Source organism: Microbacterium sp. CGR1 (genome assembly GCF_001266755.1).
Lineage (GTDB): Bacteria > Actinomycetota > Actinomycetes > Actinomycetales > Microbacteriaceae > Microbacterium.
In genome coordinates this window covers 3,473,168-3,494,733 of sequence record NZ_CP012299.1, presented here as the reverse complement: position 1 = coordinate 3,494,733, position 21,566 = coordinate 3,473,168, and the positions used below count along the sequence as shown (strand labels likewise).

Below are 21,566 nucleotides of genomic sequence, written 5' to 3'. Positions count from 1 at the left end.
GTTCACGATCTCCGCTCCCTCGGTTCAAGCTGTGCCCGCAGTTTCGCTCGTGCGCGAGTGAGGGTCGTCCACACAGCCGCCTGACTGGAACGAAGGACATCGGCGATCTCTCCGGCGCTGAGCTCATCCCAGTAGGTGAGGACAACGACCTGTCGCTCTCGGGCGCTGAGCGACTTCATCGCCTGTTGCAGCGCCAACGCGTCCAGTGGATGGATGGTGTCAGCTGCGCTGCGCAGTCCGCGGGTGAGAGCTTCCATCGCCCGCGCGCGAGAGTGAGCCTTTCGGTCGACGTCACGTAGCTTGTTGTCGGCGGTGCGGATGAACCATCGCAAGCCCATCGGCTTCACCGCGTCCAACTTCCGCCATGCGATGACGAACACCTCAGCTGCGATCTCGTTGACCTCGTCGGAGTTGTCGAGGTAGCACTCGAGATGCCGGTGCACCTTCGGCCAGTACTCGTTGAACAGCGACCGGAAGACCACGGCCTTGTTCGGGGCCGGTGCACCTGCAGCAATATTTGTCGGGACGAATGGGAAATCTTCAGCGACAGCGAAGACGACACGGAGTCCGTCCCCGAACCCCCATCGCATCACTGCAGCCGCCTCACTCATCGCACGTACCTTTCAGGCTAACCCGACTAAAGAGTGCAGAGGAGGTTCGTCGTGCCGGTTCCCACATCGGTTGAACTGTTCGGACCGGCGGTCCCGAGGACGGTCGCGGCGGAGTTGCGCGCGCGAACCAAACCAGAACTGCGCCCGTTAGCGATAGACCCGACCGACCGAAGCGCCGAGGTATTCACGTTCGTGCAGATGGTGAACGTCAGTTTCGATCCACTCATCCCGCTCCCGCTGTACGCGCAGTACGTGCCCGTGGCGCAGTTTCCCACTGCGCGGGCTGAGGTCGACTCGGTGGTGAGCGTCATCCCTAGTTCGGGCCACACCACCGTGGTGTCGCTGAGGGCGATACCGCCCGGCACCGCCTCCAGCGCATACTCGACATCGGGATGGAAGTCGTCGGACGCGTGCGCGACGGCGGGGCTCAAAGTCGCGGCGACGAGCACTGCGACAGCGACGCTGAGGATTCGTTTCATGATGCCTCCGAGGCAGGCGGGCGTGGACCGCGTACACACACGGGTCAGGGCGTGGGTGCGCCCGTAATTCAGTATCTGCCGAGGCGTGTTCGCAGCCGGTGGCTAGGAGGCGCCCTTGCAGCTGCCGCAGAATCCTTACAAACATTTTCGGAGGGTGTCACCCCGGACAACGGTCCAGAGAAGACCTGGGACGCTAAAACCCATCTCGACACGATGCTCTGTGAGAAAAGCCAGAATCGGATCCGCGGCGGCAACAAGGTTGCCTCGTCCGGTGAGTCGTTCGTCCAAGGCGAGCGCTGTGCTGCCTGCAAGCGTCAGCTTCGACGCACCGGGGGCGCGGTCTTCAAGCCGGGAACCGAAACAGGCCTCCCACGGAACGCGACCTCGAGGGCGCCGGCCAGTGCCAGGCTCCGAACCGCGCAGACGACGAAGCCGAACAGGAGCGCTCTCGTGGGAGTGAGGACACGCAGGTAGGGCACAGCCGCCGGATCGATTTCCACCTCGACACCCTCCGCTTCATACACCTCAAGTTGCCTGACAACGTCGAGCTGCTCGTCGGCGATCCGCTGTATGGCTTTGCGCATGCCGTCGTCCGTCAAGCCCACCAAAGTCTTCACCTGGTCGAGTTCGATGCTGAACATCATCTCGTGCGCGCTCTTGTTGCGCAGCCTGTTGAAGCTCTTCACCGCTCGCGCGAGAGGGACCTCGGCGGCTCCGGTCGCTTCGGCCAACGCGAGCTTGTGCTCGAACCTCGCGTTCGTCCAGTCGATGGCATCGGGACGCTCCAGCTTCACTCTCGTCGCGTATTCGAGGAGAGCCTCGATCCAGAGATGCCCGCGCAACAGGACCCCGACGTCATCGGCGTCTCGAAGAGCGTGGACGAGGTCGGCAAAGTGGACGTTATTCAAATCCGCGCTCTTGATACCCACACCACGAACGTAGAGGTTCGGTGGCTACTGACCGACATTCCGCGCCGGACCAGCTCGGTCACGTCACCACTGAGTCAGGGACGGAGATGAACTGTCAAGCGCGGCCTCGATTAGAGCACGACGGTGCCGAGATGCCGAGCTCGACCGAGTTGCAGCGCCACGAGCCCCAGCACAAGGGATGCAGTGATCTGAACGAGTATGAGCAGGTTGCCACTGAGTATTGCGAGGTCCTGGGCGGTGTAGTCGGTCAGGGCGAACTGGACGATGAGAGTAGCGGCCACGACGACACCGAAGACAATCGCGGGCAGGGTCCGCCACGGAGACGGGAGGTTACTGCGCAGAAGGCATCCCACAGCAGCCCCACCCAGCAGAATCTTCATGAGTGCGTCAACGAGTCGCGCCCCGTCAGGAGATGTTCCGCCCAGGATCAGAGGAGACAGGACACCAATCCACACCGCGAAGACGGCGGTGGCGACGGATGCCGCGCGCACGACCGGTGAGGAGCCGGCGCGCACCCACAGACCCACCGCTGAAAGGAGGCACGCCAGACTGAATGAGATCGCGACCAGCTGTCCGAGGAGCGTGATCGCTTCCCCGGCCATGTTGCTCGGCATACTCCGGACCGCCAGCAGTGCGCCTGATGCAGCGAACAGTGCTGCCGCAAGGGCCCACAGCACCCGAACTTTTCGGTGCGGAGCGTCGATGGTCACTTCTGGCGTTGTCACTACTTCTCCTCGTCGTCCACGAAGTGCACGCCTTGTGCATTCTGAGTGCAGTAGTCCGAAATGGTCTGCCAGTGCTCGCTGATGGCGGCGAGCACGTCGAGCGAGTCAACGGGGCTCTGCTCGAGAGAGGCCTGCACGTCCTCATGGGTGTCCACAATCAGGGTGGAGATATCCGGGTACATCTCATTGAGGTCTTCGGCGCTGGACAACGACGAAGCATCCTCCGCAGCCATCTCAACTGCCGACGTCACATAAGAGATGCAGATCTGCTGTTTCAGGTCCCCGTCGGAGATGGGGCGTGCGGGCGCGGGCGCGGACGTGAGCCGTTCCGCTGAGGCGAGTTGCGGGATTCCACCGAGCGCCTCCAACGAGTCGGGCGCTCCCACCGCGAACCAATCTGCACCCAGCGCGACCTGATACTCCGGCGTGATGAGTCCGTCCCATTCAGCGACGACGTTTTGAGCAGACCCCTCATGCTTATAGACGCGGAAATGCAGAGGCGTACCGCCCGCGTCGTAGCAGCCGAATCCGTACATCTCACCCTGGAAGTAAGGGTCGCCCTGGAAGAGGCGCGCGTCGGAACACGGCGCCTCCTCCAGGACGTCCGCGACGGCTGCTTCCCGGTCGCTCCACCCGATTGAGGCGGGATCAACGGATTCGACTCCGTCGTTCTCGGCGTCGTCGGGGACGCAGCCCGCCATCAGAAGCGTGCCGAGGATTGCGCCCAGAGCAAGGGTGGTCAGTCGTCGCATCGGGTCCAGTATTCCGTCGTATCAGCGAAGCCGCGAACTCAACCCCTCCACTGGTAGGCCGCGCCAGTTACGAGTGAGCCCGACTGAGCTCGGACCTGCGAGTTGGCCGCGACGTTACCCCCGGCGACCGTGCCACCGCCTGTGCTACCCGACCCGAGGCATCCGAATCCGTACCAGCCCTGCGTTCCCGCCGAGTTGAACCCCTTGCCCTGTGAGCAGATGTTCACATCGGACGCGTTGCAGACGTCATACCCCTTCTTGAACCCCACCGACCCCCAGATCGAACACCCGTTCGCGGACGTCCAATACGTGCCGGGGCCGGCAATGGCGTTCTTCCACGTTTCCACGCACACCGCCAAAGGTGCGACCACCGAGCCTGAGCGCGCACTCTGCACAGCCGACGTCTCCCCGGCGCGAAGTGCGGCGACCGTTTCCTCCGCCTGTCCTTACTCGACGTTGATCTCCACCAGCTGACCATCGAGTTCGATGGTCAAGGGACCCTCGAACGTATCCAGGTCGATGGGTCCAGAGACCTCCGGCTCGTCATGATTCGGCGCATACGCGGCTCCCGTCGCGATTCAGTCTGCCTATGCTCGCGAACGAGGGTTTCGGGGGCTTTTGCACGACACGCGAATTCCTTACCTCCCGCTTCGAGGTGCGAATCACGTCGGCGCACGCCTAATGACCGCGCCCCGGGGATCGCCTACCTGAGGGCCTGGAACGTCGAGACTGAGCTCGCCCTGCGACGCTCTCGTCGTGCTTGTTGTCTCATCGGGTGAGCTGCCACTGCCCGACGGTCGCGCACAGTGCGACCCAGCCAGCCCAGGGACCTCTGGGCGGCCTGCCGACAGCTCCGCAAGAAGCAGAACTGGCACCGAAACGAGGAAAGCCCCCGGTATTCCCGGGGGCTTTCCTCGTTTGACCTGGCATTCTGAGATACGAGAACAAAATCCTCGAGATCCGGGAATACCCCATGGTGGCGAGTGAGGGATTCGAACCCCCGAATGCTGAGCAGTCTGATTTACAGTCAGATCCCTTTGGCCGCTTGGGTAACTCGCCAGAGCGCACCCGTCCGACTTCGACAGCCAACCGGGGGCACGATAGATAATCATACCTGCCGAGGGCAAGCGTGAGAAATCGAACGCTCAGCTGCCGAACACGCCGCGATCGGCGTCAGCGATCGACTCCGGAGTCCGCAGCAGGCCGCCCTCGGCTCGGCACGTCGCAGCGGCCACATCCATGGCTCGATCGAGCAGCTGCTGCCACCCTTCCGCATCGGAGGGTGTCCCCTGAGCAAGGCCGGCCGCCACGGCCGCGAGAGTCGCATCTCCGGCTCCCACGGTGTCGACGACGCGACCGGGCAGCGTCGAGATGGGCGCCGTGACGATGCCGGCATCCGACTCGAGGGCTGCACCATCGGCGCCTGCGGTCGCGAGCACCGCGCTCACCCCGAGCGCGCGCAGCCGCGCCCTCAGCGCATCGAGATCGCCGTCATAGAGGAGAGCCGCATCATCGGCGCCGATCTTGACGATCGACGCTCCTGCGGCGGCGCGCTCGAAGCCCTGCACGAACTCGGCACCGTCGCTCAACATCCCCGACCGTGGGTTCGGGTCGACAGCGAGGCGAGTGTCGCCGACGGCGTCGAGCAGGGCGTCGACCTCACCGGGCACGTCGAAGGGGAAGCAGCTGACAGCCACGAGATCCGAATCGGCGATCGCACGGACAGCCTCGTCGGAATAGCGGATGCTGCGCCGCTGCGCGGCCTCGTTGAACACGTAGACGGGCTCGCCGTCGGGACCACGCTGCACGATCGCCCGAGACGAGCCCAGCGGCGCCTCGCTGGCGATCAGCCGCACGCCGTGATCGTCGAGGTATTCGCGAATGTGCGCCCCCGCTTCGTCGTCCCCGACCATCGCGATCAGGGTGGTCGGCACACCGAGCCTGCGAAGACCAACGGCGACGTTCAGTGCCGCGCCGCCGACCAGCTCACGCACCCCGCCGACGTCGTGGATCTCGTCGATCAGCGCGTCTCCGACGACGACTGCACCGGGCATACGGGAGGAATCATCACTCATTCCGCCGACACTACCGCGAGAGCGGCTTCCGCGGCGGTTCGGTCAGCCTCCCTGCACGGGCTGGGCACAGCGCTACGGTGAGCGCATGAACGCTCGAATCGCCGCCGGCGCTGCGGCTCTCCTGCTCCTCGCCGTGCTCACCGGCTGCGATCCGACCGGTTCGGGCACCACGCCGTCGAACGATTCCGCTGAACCGTCGTCGAGTCCGGGACCGGACGAATCGGAGAGCCCGTCGCCCTCCCCCACACCGACAGAGACTCCGATCGCTCTGCCGACCGACTGCAGGGCGATCCTCTCGGACGACGTGCTCGCACAGCTCGAGGGAGTGCCACTCAATGACGCGGCCTTCGGACCGTCCGGGGTAGGAGACGATGGCGAGCTCACCTGCATCTGGGCGGATCCGAGGGCGGACACCACCCGGCTGGTCACCACCATCTCCCTGATGAACCGAGGGCCGGCCCTCGACATGCTGAACGCTCTCGTGGCCGACGAGGGCTACACGTGCTTCACTCCCGACGGCGGCACGCGCTGCGAGAAGACCTGGCAGAACGAGCAGTACCCTGTCACCGACGGTCGCACCCTCTTCTGGCGGGACGACGTGCTGATCGACTCCCAGTACTCGAATCTCGCGCCCGAGGGATACACCTCGAGCATCGTGGCGCACCTCTTCGACTGATCCGTCGCCCTGTCCACGGCAGGCACCCCGGATCCGGGCACGAAGAAGGCCCCGGGCGAATCGCCCGGGGCCTTCTCACTCACTCACTCGATCAGTTGTACGTACCCGGCGTGATGTCGTCCGTCGAGAACGCGTCGAAGTCGACGTAACCGAAGTCGCCGTCGGCGTACGCACCGTCGGATGCGAAGATCCGGTTCGGGTAGCGCTCGCTCTTGGCTTCCTCCGTCGCCTCGACCGTGACGTCGCGGTACTTCGAGAGACCGGTTCCGGCGGGGATGAGCTTTCCGATGATGACGTTCTCCTTGAGACCGACCAGCGGGTCGCGCTTGCCCTCCATGGCGGCCTGCGTGAGAACGCGGGTCGTCTCCTGGAAGGAAGCGGCCGACAGCCACGACTCGGTCGCGAGCGACGCCTTCGTGATACCCATCAGCTCCGGACGGCCGGACGCGGGGCGCTTGCCCTCTGCCACAGCCTCGCGGTTGATCGCCTGGTAGCGCTTGAGGTCGACCATCTCACCCGGGAGCAGGGTCGTGTCGGCGTGATCGACGACGGTGACCTTGCGGAGCATCTGACGGACGATGACCTCGATGTGCTTGTCGTGGATCGGCACACCCTGCGAGCGGTAGACGCCCTGGACGCCGCCGACGAGGTAACGCTGCACCTCGCGGGCACCCATGACACGCATGACCTCCTTGGGGTCGAGCGTGCCGACCAGGAGAGGCTGACCGACCGTGACGTGCTGACCGTCCTCGACCAGAAGCGTCGCACGCTTCAGGACCGGGTAGATCACTTCCTCGTCACCGTTGTCGGGCGTCAGGATGACCTTCTTGGCCTTGTCCGTCTCGTCGATCGTGATGCGGCCATCGGCCTCGGCGATCGGCGATGCGGCCTTCGGGGTGCGAGCCTCGAAGAGCTCCTGCACGCGAGGCAGACCCTGCGTGATGTCATCTGCCGACGCCGAACCACCGGTGTGGAACGTACGCATCGTCAGCTGGGTACCGGGCTCACCGATCGACTGTGCCGCGATGATGCCGACGGCCTCGCCGATGTCGACGGTCTTGCCCGTCGCGAGCGAACGGCCGTAGCACTGCGCGCAGACACCGACGGCGGAGTCGCAGGTGAGGACCGAGCGCACCTTGATGCTCTCGACACCGAGACCGACCAGCTTGTCGATGAGAACGTCACCCACGTCGTCGCCGGCAGAGGCGAGGACCTCGCCCTTGCTGTCGACCACGTCGGAGGCCAGCGTACGAGCGAACACCGAGTTCTCGACGTTCGCGTCGCGCACGAGCTCACCCTGCGAGTTCGGAGCGGCGATCGGGAGCTCGAGGCCCTTCGACGTGCCGCAGTCCTCTTCGCGGATGATGACGTCCTGCGAGACATCCACCAGACGACGGGTCAGGTAACCCGAGTCGGCGGTACGCAGAGCGGTGTCGGCGAGACCCTTACGGGTACCGTGCGTCGCGATGAAGTACTCCGCAACCGACAGACCCTCGCGGTACGAGGAGATGATCGGACGCGGGATGATCTCACCCTTGGGGTTGTTCACCAGACCACGCATACCGGCGATGTTCCGGATCTGCAGCCAGTTACCACGAGCACCCGACGACACCATGCGGTTGATGGTGTTGTCCTCGGGGAAGTTGGCCTTCATCGCAGCCTGGACCTCGTCGGTCGCCTCGGTCCAGATCTTGATGAGCTCCTGACGACGCTCGACGTCGGTCGTGAGGCCCTTCTCGTACTGGGACTGGACCTTCGCGGCCTGCTTCTCGTAGCCCGCGACGATCTCAGCCTTGTTCGGCGGCGTGAGGATGTCGCTCAGGGCGACGGTCACACCCGAGCGCGTGGCCCAGTAGAAACCGGCGTCCTTGATGCGGTCCAGCGACGCAGCCGTCTCGACCTTGGGGTACTCCTCGGCCAGCTTGTTGACGATCTGCGACAGCTTGTTCTTGTCAGCCTGCTCGCGGACGAACGGGTATCCCTTGGGCAGCGTGTCGTTGAAGATCGCCTGACCGAGCGATGCGTCGACGAGACCGTGACGCTCGTAGCCCTCGGGAGCTTCGCCCTCGAGGAACGTGAGACCCGGGATGCGGATGCGGACCTTGGCCTGCAGGTCGAGGGTTCCCTCGTCCTTCGCCAGGATCGCCTCGCCCACCGAACCGAATGCACGGCCCTCACCGGCTGCGCCCGCCTTGACCGTGGTCAAGTGGTGCAGACCGATGATCATGTCCTGCGAAGGCAGGGTGACCGGGCGTCCGTCGGACGGCTTCAGGATGTTGTTCGACGCGAGCATCAGCACGCGGGCCTCGGCCTGAGCCTCGACCGACAGCGGCAGGTGGACAGCCATCTGGTCACCGTCGAAGTCGGCGTTGAACGCCGCGCAGACGAGCGGGTGCAGCTGGATGGCCTTGCCCTCGACGAGCTGAGGCTCGAAGGCCTGGATGCCGAGACGGTGCAGCGTGGGCGCACGGTTGAGCAGCACCGGACGCTCGCGGATGATCTCCTCGAGCACGTCCCAGACCTCGGGACGCGTGCGCTCGACGGCGCGCTTGGCCGCCTTGATGTTCTGCGAGTGACCGAGGTCGATCAGGCGCTTGATGACGAACGGCTTGAAGAGCTCCAGAGCCATTTGCTTGGGCAGACCGCACTGGTGCAGCTTCAGCTGCGGGCCGACGATGATGACCGAACGGCCCGAGTAGTCGACGCGCTTGCCGAGCAGGTTCTGGCGGAAACGACCCTGCTTGCCCTTCAGCATGTCGCTGAGGGACTTCAGGGCACGGTTGCCGGTACCGGTGACGGGACGACCACGGCGACCGTTGTCGAACAGTGCGTCGACGGCCTCCTGCAGCATCCGCTTCTCGTTGTTGACGATGATCTCGGGAGCACCGAGGTCGATCAGACGACGAAGACGGTTGTTGCGGTTGATCACACGACGGTAGAGGTCGTTGAGGTCGGAGGTCGCGAAGCGGCCACCGTCGAGCTGCACCATCGGGCGCAGCTCCGGCGGGATCACCGGAACGACGTCGAGGACCATGGCGGCCGGGCTCATGCCGGTCTCCAGGAACGAGTTGACGACCTTCAGACGCTTGATCGCGCGGATCTTGCGCTGGCCCTTGCCCTCGGAGATCTGCAGGTGCAGGCTCTCCGCCTCGGCTGCCAGGTCGAACGCCGCGAGGCGACGCTGGATCGACTCGGCGCCCATGTAGGCCTCGAAGTACTGACCGAAGCGGTCCTGGAGCTCGTGGAAGACGTCGTCCTCGGGACGCAGTGCGCCGACCTCGAGCGTGCGGAAGTCCTCCCACACGCGCTCGAGCTTGGCGATCGCCTCGTCGGCACCCTTGCGGATGAGCGACATCTCCTTCTCGGCGGCGTCCTTGACCTTCTTCTTCGCGTCGGCCTTGGCACCCTCCGCCTCGAGGGAAGCGAGCTCCTCCTCCAGGCGAGCCAGGCGCTCGGCGATCTTCGCGTCGCGACGGTCTCCGAGCGTCTTCAGCTCGAGACGGATGTTGTTCTCCTGCGTGCCCAGGTCGCGGTGACGAGCATCCTCGTCGACCGAGATGACCATGTAGGCGGCGAAGTAGATGACCTTCTCGAGGTCCTTCGGCGCCATGTCGAGCAGGTACCCGAGACGCGAGGGAACACCCTTGAAGTACCAGATGTGGGTGACGGGAGCGGCGAGCTCGATGTGACCCATGCGCTCACGACGGACCGAGGACTTGGTGACCTCGACGCCGCAGCGCTCGCAGACGATGCCCTTGAAGCGGACACGCTTGTACTTGCCGCAGGCGCACTCCCAGTCGCGGGACGGGCCGAAGATCTGCTCTCCGAAGAGACCGTCCTTCTCCGGCTTCAGGGTGCGGTAGTTGATGGTTTCAGGCTTCTTGACCTCGCCGTAGGACCAGGCGCGGATGTGGTCCGCGGTGGCCAGGCCGATGCGAAGCTCATCGAAAGTGTTTGACTCGAGCACAAATTCTCCTGTGTAGGAATTCTTCTGAAGAAATCGGGGAGGTGGGCCGCCGACCGGGCGTGACGCGCGGTCGGCGGCCTGGACCTTAGATCTCGTCGATCGAGGCGGCCTCGAAGCGGCTGGAGATGTTGATGCCGAGTTCCTCCGCAGCGCGGAAGGCCTCGTCGTCGGTGTCACGCAGGTTGACGAGCGTGCCGTCTGCCGAGAGGACCTCGACGTTCAGGCAGAGCGACTGCATCTCCTTCATGAGCACCTTGAAGGACTCGGGGATGCCGGGCTCCTGGATGTTCTCGCCCTTGACGATCGCCTCGTACACCTTGACGCGGCCGAGGATGTCGTCGGACTTGATCGTGAGGAGCTCCTGGAGCGCGTATGCGGCGCCGTAGGCCTCGAGGGCCCACACCTCCATCTCACCGAATCGCTGGCCACCGAACTGCGCCTTACCACCGAGCGGCTGCTGGGTGATCATCGAGTACGGACCCGTCGAACGTGCGTGGATCTTGTCGTCGACCAGGTGGTGCAGCTTCAGGATGTACATGTAGCCCACCGAGATCGGCGCCGGGAACGGCTCACCGGAGCGGCCGTCGAACAGCTGCGTCTTTCCGGTCGAGTCGATCAGGCGGATGCCGTCACGGGTCGGGGTGGTCGCGTCGAGGAGACCGGAGATCTCCTCCTCGCTCGCACCGTCGAACACCGGGGTCGCGACCTTGGTGCCGGGGGCAGCCTCGAACGCGTCCTTGGGGAGTCGCGCAGCCCACTCCGGGGTGCCTTCGACCTTCCAGCCCTGCTTCGCGATCCACCCGAGGTGGGTCTCGAGCACCTGGCCGAAGTTCATTCGACCGGGGATGCCCAGCGGGTTCAGGACGATGTCGACCGGGGTTCCGTCCGCGAGGAACGGCATGTCCTCGATCGGGAGGATCTTGGCGATGACACCCTTGTTGCCGTGACGACCGGCGAGCTTGTCACCCTCGGTGATCTTGCGCTTCTGGGCGATGTAGACCACGACGCGGCGGTTGACACCGGAGCCGAGCTCGTCGTCGCCGTCCTCGGCGTTGAACTCCTTGACGGCGATGATCGTGCCCTGCTCGCCGTGGGGCACCTTGAGAGAGGTGTCACGGACTTCGCGGCTCTTCTCGTTGAAGATCGCGCGGAGCAGACGCTCTTCCGCCGACAGCTCGGTCTCGCCCTTCGGCGTGACCTTGCCGACGAGGATGTCACCGGGGCGGACCTCGGCACCGATGCGGATGATGCCGCGCTCGTCGAGATCCTTCAGGAGCTCGGGGCTGACGTTGGGGAGGTCACGGGTGATCTCCTCCTTGCCGAGCTTCGTGTCGCGCGCGTCGACCTCGTACTCCTCGATGTGGATCGAGGAGAGGGTGTCGTCCTTGACCAGGTCCTGGCTCAGGATGATCGCGTCCTCGAAGTTGTAGCCCTCCCACGTCATGAACGCGACGAGGAGGTTCTTTCCGAGTGCCAGTTCGCCGTTCTCGGTGGCGGGGCCATCGGCGATGACCTCTCCGACCTCGACGCGGTCGCCCTCGTTGACGACGACCTTCTGGTTGTACGACGTGCCCTGGTTCGAGCGGTCGAACTTGCGCAGGTGGTAGTCCTGCGTTCCACCCTCGTCGAGCATGACGGTGACGCGGTCTGCGGAGACCTCGGTGACGACACCCGGCTTCTCAGCCGTGAGCACGTCGCCGGCGTCGATGGCCGTGTAGCCCTCCATACCGGTTCCGACGAGCGGCGAGTCGCTGCGGAGCAGCGGCACAGCCTGACGCTGCATGTTGGCGCCCATGAGTGCGCGCTGTGCGTCGTCGTGCTCGAGGAAGGGCACGAGCGAGGTCGCGACCGACACCATCTGGCGCGGCGAGACGTCGATGTAGCCGATCTCCTCCGGAAGGAAGAGGTCCACCTCACCGCTACCGCCCTTGGGGCGCGCGAGGACGTGGCTCTCGCGGAAGCGACCGTTCTTGTCGAGCGGGGCGTTCGCCTGCGCGATGTTGAAGTCGACCTCTTCGGAAGCGGTCAGGTAATCGATGTGCTCGGTGACGACGCCACCCTCGACCTTGCGGTACGGGGTCTCGATGAAACCGAACGAGTTGATGCGCGCGAAGGTCGCGAGAGCACCGATCAGACCGATGTTCGGGCCTTCAGGGGTCTCGATGGGGCACATGCGGCCGTAGTGCGACGGGTGGACGTCACGGACCTCGACGCCTGCGCGGTCACGGCTCAGACCACCGGGGCCGAGAGCCGAGAGGCGGCGCTTGTTGGTCAGACCCGCGAGCGGGTTGTTCTGGTCCATGAACTGCGACAGCTGCGAGGTTCCGAAGAACTCCTTGATCGCGGCGACGACGGGGCGCACGTTGATCAGGGTCTGCGGCGTGATCGCCTCGATGTCCTGCGTGGTCATGCGCTCGCGGACGACGCGCTCCATGCGGGACAGACCGGTGCGGACCTGGTTCTGGATCAGCTCGCCGACCGCGCGGATGCGACGGTTGCCGAAGTTGTCGATGTCATCGGTCGCGATGCGGATGTCGGCCTTCTTGCCCGAGCGGATGCCGGGGAAGGTCTCTTCCGTGCCTGCGTGCAGACGCACGAGGTACTTGATCGTCGCGACGATGTCCTGAACCGTGAGGACCGAGTCGGTCAGCGGAGCGTCGAGACCGAGCTTGTGGTTGATCTTGTAACGACCCACCTTCGCGAGGTCGTAGCGCTTCGGGTTGAAGTAGAAGTTGTCGAGGAGCGCGCGGGCGGCCTCGGCGGCGACCTGCTCGCCCGGACGCAGCTTGCGGTAGATGTCGCGGAGCGCATCTTCCTTCGTGACGATCGTGTCCTTCGCGAGCGTCTCCTCGATCGAGGTGTAGCCGGCGAACTCCGTGAGGATCTCCTCGCTGGTCATGCCCAGCGCCTTGAGGAACACGGTGACCGACTGCTTGCGCTTGCGGTCGACGCGCACGCCGACCTGGTCGCGCTTGTCGATCTCGAACTCGAGCCATGCACCACGGCTCGGGATGACGCGAGCCGACACGATGTCCTTGTCGGACGTCTTGTCGGGGGTCTTGTCGAAGTACACACCGGGCGAACGCACGAGCTGCGAGACGACGACGCGCTCGGAGCCGTTGATGATGAACGTTCCCTTGTCGGTCTGCAGCGGGAAGTCGCCCATGAAGACCGTCTGGGTCTTGATCTCACCCGTGAGGTGGTTCATGAACTCGGCCTCGACGTACAGCGGAGCGGCGTACGTCTTGCCGCGCTCCTTGCACTCCTCGATCGAGTACTTCTCCGGCTCGAGGTAAGGGTTGGTGAACGACAGCTGCATCGTCTCGCCGAGGTCCTCGATCGGAGAGATCTCCTCGAAGATCTCGCCGAGACCGCTGTTCTCGTTCACGTCGGTGCGGCCGGCCTTCTTGGCCTCTGCGACTCGAGCCTTCCAGGCGTCGTTGCCGACGAGCCATCCGAAGGATTCCGTCTGCAGAGCGAGAAGGTCAGGGACCGTCAGCGTGTCGGAGATCTTGGCGAACGAAAGACGGGAAGCTCCGCGTCCGTTCTTGGTGGTGGTGGATGTGGATGCGTTGCGAGCAGCAGCCAAGGGAATAACCTCCGTGAGCCCCGCAGGGCTTCTCGATTCCTTTGTCGTCAGGTGGAGTGTGCGCTCAAAGACTCAACGAAATGCCGACCACCATATGAGGGCACGGAGAAGCGAGCGCAACTACCAACTATACGCGCGATCTTGCGACATGGCAAGCGCAATCCTTGACCTTCTTCGGATGCTGCGGTAATGGCACCCGGAAGCGTCGTCCGCCGACCCGTGCGCCCGCCCCGGAGCTCGCGCTCGGGGCGGGACGCATCGTCGTCGTCAGGAGGCGATGTTGAGTTCGTTCCCCGGGATCGACGCCAGCAGACGTCGCGTGTACGGGTCTCGAGGATTCGTGAAGATCTCCTCCGAGGATGCCGCCTCGACGAGCGAGCCGTCCTTCATCACGCACACGTAGTCGCTGATCAGGCGGACCACGGCGAGGTCGTGGGAGATGAAGAGATAGCTGAGTCCGTACTCGGTCTGCAGGTCGCCCAGCAGGTTCAGGATCTGATCCTGCACGAGGACGTCGAGCGCTGACACGGGTTCGTCGCACACGATCAGCTCGGGCGAGAGCGCAAGCGCACGGGCGATCGCGACACGCTGACGCTGACCGCCGGACAGCTCGGACGGATACCGGCGCAGCATCGACTGCGGCAGCGCCACGTCGTCGAGCAGCTGCCGGACGCGCTTGCGCCGATCGGCGCCGCTCCCCCGCTTGTAGAAGTCCAGCGGCTCGGAGATGAGGCGCTCGATGGTGAACATCGGATTCAGGCTCGAGTACGGATCCTGGAAGATCGGCTGCACCTTCTGCCGGAAGTCCCGGGTCTCCGCACGGGTCAGCGAGGAGACGTCCTTTCCCTCGTAGCGGATGAGACCGCTCGTCGGCTCGATGATCTTCAGCAGCATCCGCGCGGTCGTCGTCTTGCCCGAACCGGACTCGCCCACGATCGCCACCGTCTCGCCGCGCGGGATGGCGAGCGACACGTCGTCCACGGCGACGAAGTCCTCTTTCTGCCCACGGACCGGATAGACCTTGGTGAGGTTCTCGATCTCGACGATGTTGTCCGCTGTCGGCAGGGCGAGCGCGCTCGAGGCATCCTCGGCTGCGTTCGGATCGGACGGACGCTCCTCGGCGTGGAACGCCTCCGGGCGCAGACGCGCGGCAGCCACCGACGGCGCCGCCTGCACGAGCGACTGGGTGTAGGGGTGCTGCGGATTCTCGAGGATCTGCTTCGCCGGCCCCTGCTCGACCACCTTGCCGCGGTGCATCACGATGACGCGCTCGGCTCGCTCGGCCGCGAGTCCCAGATCGTGCGTGATGAGCAGCACGGCGGTGCCGAGCTCGCGCGTCATGTCGCCGATCTGGTCGAGGATCGTCTGCTGCACCGTCACGTCGAGCGCGCTCGTCGGCTCGTCCGCGATCAGCAGGCGCGGTTTGCACGCCAGGCCGATCGCGATCAGTGCGCGCTGGCGCATGCCGCCGGAGAACTCGTGCGGGTACTGCTTCGCGCGCTTCTCGGGATCCGGCAGTCCGGCGGCTGTCAGCGCCTCGACGACCTTCTGCTGCACGTTCTGCCTGGTGGCGAGTCCGTGGGCGAGCAGGGTCTCGGCGACCTGGGTGCCGATCTTCGCGACCGGATTCAGGTTCGACATGGGGTCCTGCGGCACGAGGCCGATGTCGCGCCCGCGGATGGTGCGCAGCTCGCTCTCGGGAGCGCGGGTGATGTCCTTGCCGTCGAGGCGGATGCTGCCGCCGGCCACGCGCCCGCCACCGGCGAGCAGGCCGATGATGGCCATGGCAGTCGTCGACTTGCCCGATCCGGACTCCCCCACGATCGCGACGGTCTGGCCCGGCGCGATCTCGAGGTCGACTCCCTCGACGGCGTGCACGACGCCGTCCATGGTGGCGAAGTCGACCGCCAGCCCTTCGACGGACAGCAGCGGAGCGTCCGTGGTCCGTGTCTCTTTCGCAGCGTTCATCGTGCTCTCGTCCTCGGGTCCATGGCCTCGCGCAGGGCTTCACCGAACAGGGTGAAGCCGAGCGCGGTGACCGCGATGCAGATGCCGGGCAGGAATGCCAGCCATGGCGCGATGGCCAGCTCGGCCTGGGCGTAGGTGAGCATGCGGCCCCACTCGGCCGTCTCGGGACGACCGCCGCCGAGACCGAGGAACGACAGCGCCGCCGCATCGATCACCGCCGTCGCGAGCGTGAGCGTGCCCTGCACGATGACAGGTCCGATGGCGTTCGGCAGCACGTGCGACATGGTGATCTGCCCGCGACCGAGCCCCAGCGTCTGGGCGGAGAGCACGTAGTCGCTCGATCGCTGCTGCAGCATCGACGCCCGCAGGAGGCGGGCGAAGATCGGAACCTGGGATGCTCCGATGGCGATCATCACCGCGAAGGGCGTCTGACCCAGGATCGCGGCGATGGATACCGCCAGCAGCAGGTTCGGCACCGACAGGATGATGTCGACGATGCGCATGATGAGGGTGTCGACCCATCCGCCGAACGTGCCGGCGAGGAGTCCGAGGATCATTCCGCCGACCAGACCGAGCGCGGTCGAGATCACACCGATCAGCAGCGACGCCTGCGCACCCCAGATGAGCTTGGAGAGCACATCGCCACCGAAGCGGTCGAGCCCGAGGGGGAACTCCGGCAGCTCCCCCGGACCGGGGATGTGCGTCGGCGTGATGTACTTCGCGCCGGGCAACGCCGTCTCAGGGTAAGGAGCGAGCAGTGGCGCGAGCACCGAGACGAGGACGAACACCAGAACGATGCCGGCGCCGATCCAGGCCGTCGGGTTGCGGCGCAGGCGGCGGAACACGTCGCGCCAGAACCCCCCGGGCCCTTCTTTGAGGCCGGCCTGATTCACGGCGACCGTGTCGACGACCGAGCCGCTCGCCGCGGACGGACCCTGCGCGGGTGGGAGCGAGATGGTCATGACGCCACCCCCTTTCGGAGAACGAGACGGATCATCACTGCACCCGCACTCTCGGATCGATGAAGCTGTACGACACGTCGACGGCCAGGTTGATCAGCGCGTAGGCGATCGCGATGAAGATGATGAACCCCTGCAGCACGGGGAAGTCCCGTGTGAAGATCGCCCTCGCGAGGAAGGACCCGATGCCGGGGAATGCGAAGACGGTCTCGGTGAGCACTGCCCCCGAGATCAGGAGCCCGGTCTGCAGACCGATCGTCGTGATCACCGGCAGCATCGCGTTGCGGAGGATGAAGCGACTGCGCAGCGTCGACGAGCCGACGCCCTTCGCCCGCCCCGTCCGCACGTAGTCCGCGTTCTGCACTTCGAGCACGCTCGCCCTGGTGATGCGGACGATGATCGCGAGCGGGATGGTGCCGAGCGCGAGTGCCGGGAGCACCAGGTGCATGAGGGCATCCCACGAGGCGTCGAACTCGCCGGTGATGATGCCGTCCCACACATAGAACCCCGTCGGATGGGTGGCGTCTATTCGTGGGTTCTGCCTGCCGTCCGACGGCAGCCAGCCGAGCTGCACGGCGAACACGTACTTGAGGATGAAGGCGAGGAAGAACACCGGGATGGTGATGCCGATGAGACTCAGCACGACCGACGCGTGGTCGGTGAACTTGCCGTGGCGGCGAGCGGCCCAGTATCCGAGCGGGATGCCCACGCCGACCGCGAAGATGAGCGCGACGACGCTCAGCTCGATCGTGGCCGGGAATCGGCGGAAGAACTCCTCCGTGACCGGCCGGTTGGTCTGGATCGATGTGCCGAAGTCGCCCTGCAGCAGGCGGCCGACCCAGATGAAGTACTGCTCGATGATGGGCTTGTTGAAGCCGTAGAGCTCGTTGACCCTCGCGATGGCCTCGGGTGTCGCCTTCTCGCCGAGAAGCGCGACGGCCGGGCCGCCGGGGAGGGCCCTGACCCAGGCGAACAGCAGGATGCTGAGGCCGATCAGGGTGGGGATGAGGAAAAGCAGTCGTCTGCCGATGGTGCGCAGCAAGAGGTCTCCGTTGATCAGAAGGTACGCCGGGCCCGGGTCCCCGCGGCGAGCGCGGGGACCCGGGTGGGCAACTCAGTCGGTCAGACCTACTCGGTGAGGACGATGTCCGTGAAGACCTCGTCGTTCACCGGGCTGGCGGGGTAGCTCTCGACACGCGGGTCGAACGCCAGTGTGGGCGCCGGGTGCGCGAGCGGGACACCGGGGATGAACTGCGCGACCATCTCGTTGATCTCCTCGTAGAGGGCCGTCTGGTCCTCGAGGTTGGAGACGCCGCGAGCCTCGTTGAGCTTCTGGAACAGCTCCGGGTTGTCGAAGCCCCACTCGGAGCTCTGCTGCCCGAAGAAGACGCCGACGAAGTTGTCCGTGTCGTTGTAGTCACCGGTCCAGCCGAGCAGGTGGATGCCGTGGTCCGACGTGCCTGTGGTGCGGTCGAGGTACTCGACCCACTCCTCCGAGACCGGGGTGGTCTCGACGCCGACCTCGGCGAGCTGCGACGAGAGGACCGTGAAGATCTGCTCGGGGTCCGGCATGTAGGGACGCGAGACGTTGACCGGGTAGTTGAAGGTCAGCTTCAGCGGGTTGGCCTCGTCGTAGCCGGCCTCTGCCAGCAGCTCCTTGGCCTTCTCGGGGTCGTAGTCGTAGGTCGTGACATCGGGGTTGTAGCCGTTGACGGTGTCGGGCACGAACTCGATCGCCTTCTCGGTGCCCTCGGGCAGGACCTGGCTGATCAGGGCATCCTTGTCGACCGCGTACGAGAGCGCCTCGCGGACCTTCGGGTCCTGCAGCTCAGGGAGCGCCTGGTTGAACGCGAGGTACAGGATCGTGAACGGAGGACGGGAGACCATGGTGAAGCCGTCGTCCTCGAGTGCCTGCGTGTCGGCCGGACCGACGAGGTCGTAGCCGTCGATGGAGCCGGACTCGAGAGCCTGACGACGCGCGGTCGGGTCGTCGATCGTGCGGAAGATGATCTCGTCGATCTGACCCGCCTCGCCCCAGTAGTCGTCGTACGCCTTGAGCGAGACCTGCTCGCCCGGCGCCCACTCGTCGAACTGGTACGGGCCGGTGCCGACCGGGTGCCCCATCGCGTACTCCGAGAGGACGGGTGCCTCGGCCGAGCCGCTGACCTCGTCAGCACCGAACTCCTGCAGGGCCGAAGGGCTCTGCATGGAGAAGGACGGCAGCGACAGCGACGCCACGAACCCTGCGAACGGCTTGTTCAGGTCGATCGTCACGGAGTAGTCGCCGTCGGGGGTGCAGGACTTGTAGACGGCGTCAGCCGGGTTCTCCGCGTAGCCCTTGAAGAGCTTGTTGTAGTAGTAGCCGAACGCCTCGGAGGCCGCGAGGCCGGTCCAGTTGAACCAGCGGTCGAAGTTCGCGCATACGGCTTCGGCGTTGAACGGCGTGCCGTCGTGGAAGGTCACGTCCTCCTTCAGCGTGAAGGTGTGGCTCATGCCGTCTTCGGACGATTCCCATGACTCGGCCAGCAGCGGTGCCGGGTCGGCCGTGCCGGGCTCGGTGCCGACGAGGCCCTCGAAGATCTGACGCGAGACGCGGAAGCTCTCGCCGTCCTGGGCGAAGGCCGGGTCGAGGCTCGCGGGGTCGGAGGACGCCGCGAACACGAAGGTTCCGTCGACATCGCCGGACGCCTCTCCGCCGTCGTCGCCGCGCTCGCTGGCGACGCATCCTGAGAGGACCATCGCGGCGACTGCCGCTCCGGTGACGGCGATGAGACCTCGCCGACGCATGACTGAGTGGTGCATTGTGTGACCTTCCTGTCGAGCGCTGCTGTGCGCGTTCCGAAGACATCGTCGACTTCGGAAACGGTGATTCCTTGAAACTACCCAGTGCGCAGACCGATGCCAAACACCTGCAGGTTTCATTCCTGTTACGGATGTCCGGGGGTGTGGCCGATCCGGTAATCTCCAGAGCGTGCCCGACACGTCTCCCCTCGCCGTCTGCGTCGGCGAGGGCCTCGTCTCCTTCGTCCCGGCCATCGCCGCGCCCCTCGAGGACGTGCGGACGTTCCACCGCTCGCTCGCCGGAGCGGAGTGGAACACGGCGATCGCACTGGCCTCGGCCGGCATCCGCACCGCCGTCGTCTCCCGTGTGGGCGACGACGGGTTCGGGCGCTTCCTCACCGCCGAGCTGCGCCGGCACGAGGTCGACGACTCCGCCGTGGAGATCGACGCCGAGGCGCCCACCGGCCTCTACGTCAAGGAGCTGTCACCGCGGCCGGACGGCTCCGTCGACGGGACCATGCACTACTACCGCTCGGGCTCCGCGGCCGCGGCCCTGTCGCCGGCGACGCTCGACTCCGACGCGGCATCCGCGCTGCTGTCACAGGCCGCCCTCGTGCACACCTCGGGGATCACGCCTGCTCTCTCGGACACCGCTCACGCAGCGCAGAACGCCCTCTTCGATGCGCCACGCGACGGGCGGCTGCTCAGCTTCGACGTGAACTGGCGACCTGCGCTGTGGCGCGGGCGACAGGAGGAGGGGCGCGCGGTGATCGCGGACTACGTCCGTCGCGCCGACATCGCGTTCTGCACACGCCCCGACGCCGAGGCGGTCTTCGGCACCGGCGAGCCCGATCGACTGCGCGAGTTGTTCCCCGAACCGAGGTATCTGCTGGCCACGAGTCCAGACGGCGCTGTGGCCTTCGACGGCGCCGAGCGCACCGACAGCAGGTCGCTCGATGTCCCCGTCGTGGAGTCCATCGGCGCCGGAGATGCGTTCGCCGCCGGATTCCTGGCCGGCGTCCTGTCGGGACTCTCGCTCACCGGCAGCCTCGCTCGCGCGCACCGGATCGCGACCAGGGCACTGGTCAGCACCCGAGACCACATCGACTGATCAGCGACGCTGTTCCTGCCGGTCGCCACGGGCACCGGTGACGGTCGACGGGTATCTCATCGCCTGCTTCTAGCGACGTCGACGCGGCGCCGCAGCGTCGTGCGTCAGCTGCAGCGGGATGACCACGGGTTCACCCCGGTGCTGGACGACCCGGACGAAGAGGATGTCGACCAGCGCCAGCTGCGCGATGCGGCTCGACATCGCGGCCATGCGGAACGGCGACTCCTGCGCGTAGGTGATCAGCGAGACGTCTGCGGCGAGCGCGAGCGTCGAGTCGGAGGCGCTGGTGATGGCCACCGACAAGGCGCCCGCATCTCTGGCGATCTCGACAGCCCGGACGACCTCCTGCGTCTCGCCCCCGTGGGAGAACGCGATGACGACGTCCTCCGGGGTCCGCAGCGACGCCGTCGTGAGGGCGAGGTGCGGATCGGCGGAGTGCGCGACCGAGCACCCGATGCGCGCGAGCTTCTGCTGAAGGTCCTGAGCGGTCAACGACGATGCGGCCTGCCCGAACAGATCGACGTGGCGCGCCGCCACGACGGCCCTGGCGACGCGGTCGAGCGCGTCGGCATCCAGTCCGAGCGCCGTCTTCTCGATCGCGTCGATCTCCTGTGCCGCGAGCTTCGCGGCGATGGCGGACGGCTCGTCATCGGGATCGATCGCCGTGGTGTCGAGGCCGAAGCGCGCCTGCTGCGCCTGGGCGAGCGTGATCGTGCGGGCGACCGCGACCCGCAGCTCCCGGTATCCGCTGAAGCCGAGCGACTGCGCGAAGCGAGCCACGGTCGACAGCGATGTGTGACAGAGCTGGGCGAGGTCGTTGATGGCGAGGTCGACGACGAGCGTGGGGTCTCCGAGGATCGTCTCCGCGACCCGTGCTTCTGCAGCACTCAGTCGGGGAACGGATCGGCGCACCAGCGCGAGAACATCGGCGTCCACGGTGTCAT

Annotated in this window: 15 protein-coding genes and 1 tRNA gene; 2 read left to right on the top strand and 14 right to left on the bottom strand. The window is 65.8% G+C overall.

The features are described 5' to 3' along the window. Positions 1-2 precede the first annotated feature (2 nt). The 7 genes from AKG07_RS16670 to AKG07_RS16635 all read right to left on the bottom strand — a co-directional run bounded on the left by AKG07_RS16670 (position 3) and on the right by AKG07_RS16635 (position 5,571). Complete coding sequence (locus tag AKG07_RS16670) at positions 3-611, bottom strand: RNA polymerase sigma factor (RefSeq protein WP_082298001.1); 609 nt, start codon at positions 609-611, stop codon at positions 3-5. A 26-nt stretch (positions 612-637) separates the two neighbouring features. After that, on the bottom strand, positions 638-1,090 hold the full coding sequence (locus tag AKG07_RS17770; RefSeq protein WP_150115158.1) for a hypothetical protein: 453 nt from the start codon (positions 1,088-1,090) through the stop codon (positions 638-640). A 314-nt stretch (positions 1,091-1,404) separates the two neighbouring features. Next, positions 1,405-2,019: a hypothetical protein gene (locus AKG07_RS16660; RefSeq protein WP_053098908.1), complete on the bottom strand. Its 615-nt coding sequence runs from the start codon at positions 2,017-2,019 to the stop codon at positions 1,405-1,407. 110 nt (positions 2,020-2,129) lie between these two features. Next, positions 2,130-2,744: a hypothetical protein gene (locus AKG07_RS16655; protein ID WP_053098907.1), complete on the bottom strand. Its 615-nt coding sequence runs from the start codon at positions 2,742-2,744 to the stop codon at positions 2,130-2,132. Further along, positions 2,744-3,496: a hypothetical protein gene (locus AKG07_RS16650; protein WP_053098906.1), complete on the bottom strand. Its 753-nt coding sequence runs from the start codon at positions 3,494-3,496 to the stop codon at positions 2,744-2,746. Before AKG07_RS16650 ends, AKG07_RS16655 begins: the two co-directional genes overlap by 1 nt. A gap of 974 nt (positions 3,497-4,470) precedes the next feature. Then, positions 4,471-4,555 (bottom strand) — tRNA-Tyr (locus AKG07_RS16640). 86 nt (positions 4,556-4,641) lie between these two features. Next, positions 4,642-5,571: a carbohydrate kinase family protein gene (locus tag AKG07_RS16635; RefSeq protein WP_053098904.1), complete on the bottom strand. Its 930-nt coding sequence runs from the start codon at positions 5,569-5,571 to the stop codon at positions 4,642-4,644. 85 nt (positions 5,572-5,656) lie between these two features. Here AKG07_RS16635 and AKG07_RS16630 point away from each other — a divergent pair, with 85 nt between their 5' ends. Next, positions 5,657-6,247 (top strand): hypothetical protein, encoded by a 591-nt coding sequence (locus AKG07_RS16630; protein ID WP_053098903.1) that lies wholly within the window; start codon positions 5,657-5,659, stop codon positions 6,245-6,247. Between the two features lie 91 nt (positions 6,248-6,338). Here the strand turns inward: AKG07_RS16630 and rpoC are convergent, their stop codons facing one another. From rpoC to AKG07_RS16600, 6 genes are all read right to left on the bottom strand, one after another. Further along, a complete protein-coding gene (gene rpoC / locus AKG07_RS16625) occupies positions 6,339-10,214 on the bottom strand; it encodes a DNA-directed RNA polymerase subunit beta' (protein WP_053098902.1) in 3,876 nt (1,291 codons plus the stop codon). An 85-nt stretch (positions 10,215-10,299) separates the two neighbouring features. Continuing rightward, positions 10,300-13,803: a DNA-directed RNA polymerase subunit beta gene (gene rpoB, locus AKG07_RS16620; RefSeq protein WP_053098901.1), complete on the bottom strand. Its 3,504-nt coding sequence runs from the start codon at positions 13,801-13,803 to the stop codon at positions 10,300-10,302. Between the two features lie 267 nt (positions 13,804-14,070). Beyond that, positions 14,071-15,771: an ABC transporter ATP-binding protein gene (locus AKG07_RS16615; protein WP_053098900.1), complete on the bottom strand. Its 1,701-nt coding sequence runs from the start codon at positions 15,769-15,771 to the stop codon at positions 14,071-14,073. Beyond that, positions 15,768-16,733, bottom strand: coding sequence for an ABC transporter permease (locus AKG07_RS16610; RefSeq protein WP_053098899.1), 966 nt, complete (start codon positions 16,731-16,733; stop codon positions 15,768-15,770). Before AKG07_RS16610 ends, AKG07_RS16615 begins: the two co-directional genes overlap by 4 nt. A gap of 34 nt (positions 16,734-16,767) precedes the next feature. Continuing rightward, positions 16,768-17,772: an ABC transporter permease gene (locus AKG07_RS16605; protein WP_053098898.1), complete on the bottom strand. Its 1,005-nt coding sequence runs from the start codon at positions 17,770-17,772 to the stop codon at positions 16,768-16,770. Positions 17,773-17,858: 86 nt separating this feature from the next. Then, the gene (locus AKG07_RS16600) at positions 17,859-19,532 is read right to left on the bottom strand and encodes an ABC transporter substrate-binding protein (protein ID WP_053098897.1); all 1,674 of its coding nucleotides are present in this window, start codon (positions 19,530-19,532) and stop codon (positions 17,859-17,861) included. Between the two features lie 169 nt (positions 19,533-19,701). Here AKG07_RS16600 and AKG07_RS16595 point away from each other — a divergent pair, with 169 nt between their 5' ends. Continuing rightward, positions 19,702-20,622: a sugar kinase gene (locus AKG07_RS16595; RefSeq protein ID WP_053098896.1), complete on the top strand. Its 921-nt coding sequence runs from the start codon at positions 19,702-19,704 to the stop codon at positions 20,620-20,622. A gap of 69 nt (positions 20,623-20,691) precedes the next feature. On the opposite strand, the gene AKG07_RS16590 is transcribed toward AKG07_RS16595, so the two are convergent. After that, on the bottom strand, positions 20,692-21,558 hold the full coding sequence (locus AKG07_RS16590; RefSeq protein WP_053098895.1) for a MurR/RpiR family transcriptional regulator: 867 nt from the start codon (positions 21,556-21,558) through the stop codon (positions 20,692-20,694). Between the last annotated feature and the right edge of the window lie 8 nt (positions 21,559-21,566).

Coding starts and splice junctions, on each gene's coding strand:
- AKG07_RS16610 (WP_053098899.1), bottom strand. CDS start 16,733: ATGACCATCTCGCTCCCACCCGCGCAGGGTCCGTCCGCGGCGAGCGGC.
- AKG07_RS16635 (WP_053098904.1), bottom strand. CDS start 5,571: ATGAGTGATGATTCCTCCCGTATGCCCGGTGCAGTCGTCGTCGGAGAC.
- AKG07_RS17770 (WP_150115158.1), bottom strand. CDS start 1,090: ATGAAACGAATCCTCAGCGTCGCTGTCGCAGTGCTCGTCGCCGCGACT.
- AKG07_RS16670 (WP_082298001.1), bottom strand. CDS start 611: ATGAGTGAGGCGGCTGCAGTGATGCGATGGGGGTTCGGGGACGGACTC.
- AKG07_RS16650 (WP_053098906.1), bottom strand. CDS start 3,496: ATGCGACGACTGACCACCCTTGCTCTGGGCGCAATCCTCGGCACGCTT.
- AKG07_RS16600 (WP_053098897.1), bottom strand. CDS start 19,532: ATGCACCACTCAGTCATGCGTCGGCGAGGTCTCATCGCCGTCACCGGA.
- AKG07_RS16630 (WP_053098903.1), top strand. CDS start 5,657: ATGAACGCTCGAATCGCCGCCGGCGCTGCGGCTCTCCTGCTCCTCGCC.
- AKG07_RS16615 (WP_053098900.1), bottom strand. CDS start 15,771: ATGAACGCTGCGAAAGAGACACGGACCACGGACGCTCCGCTGCTGTCC.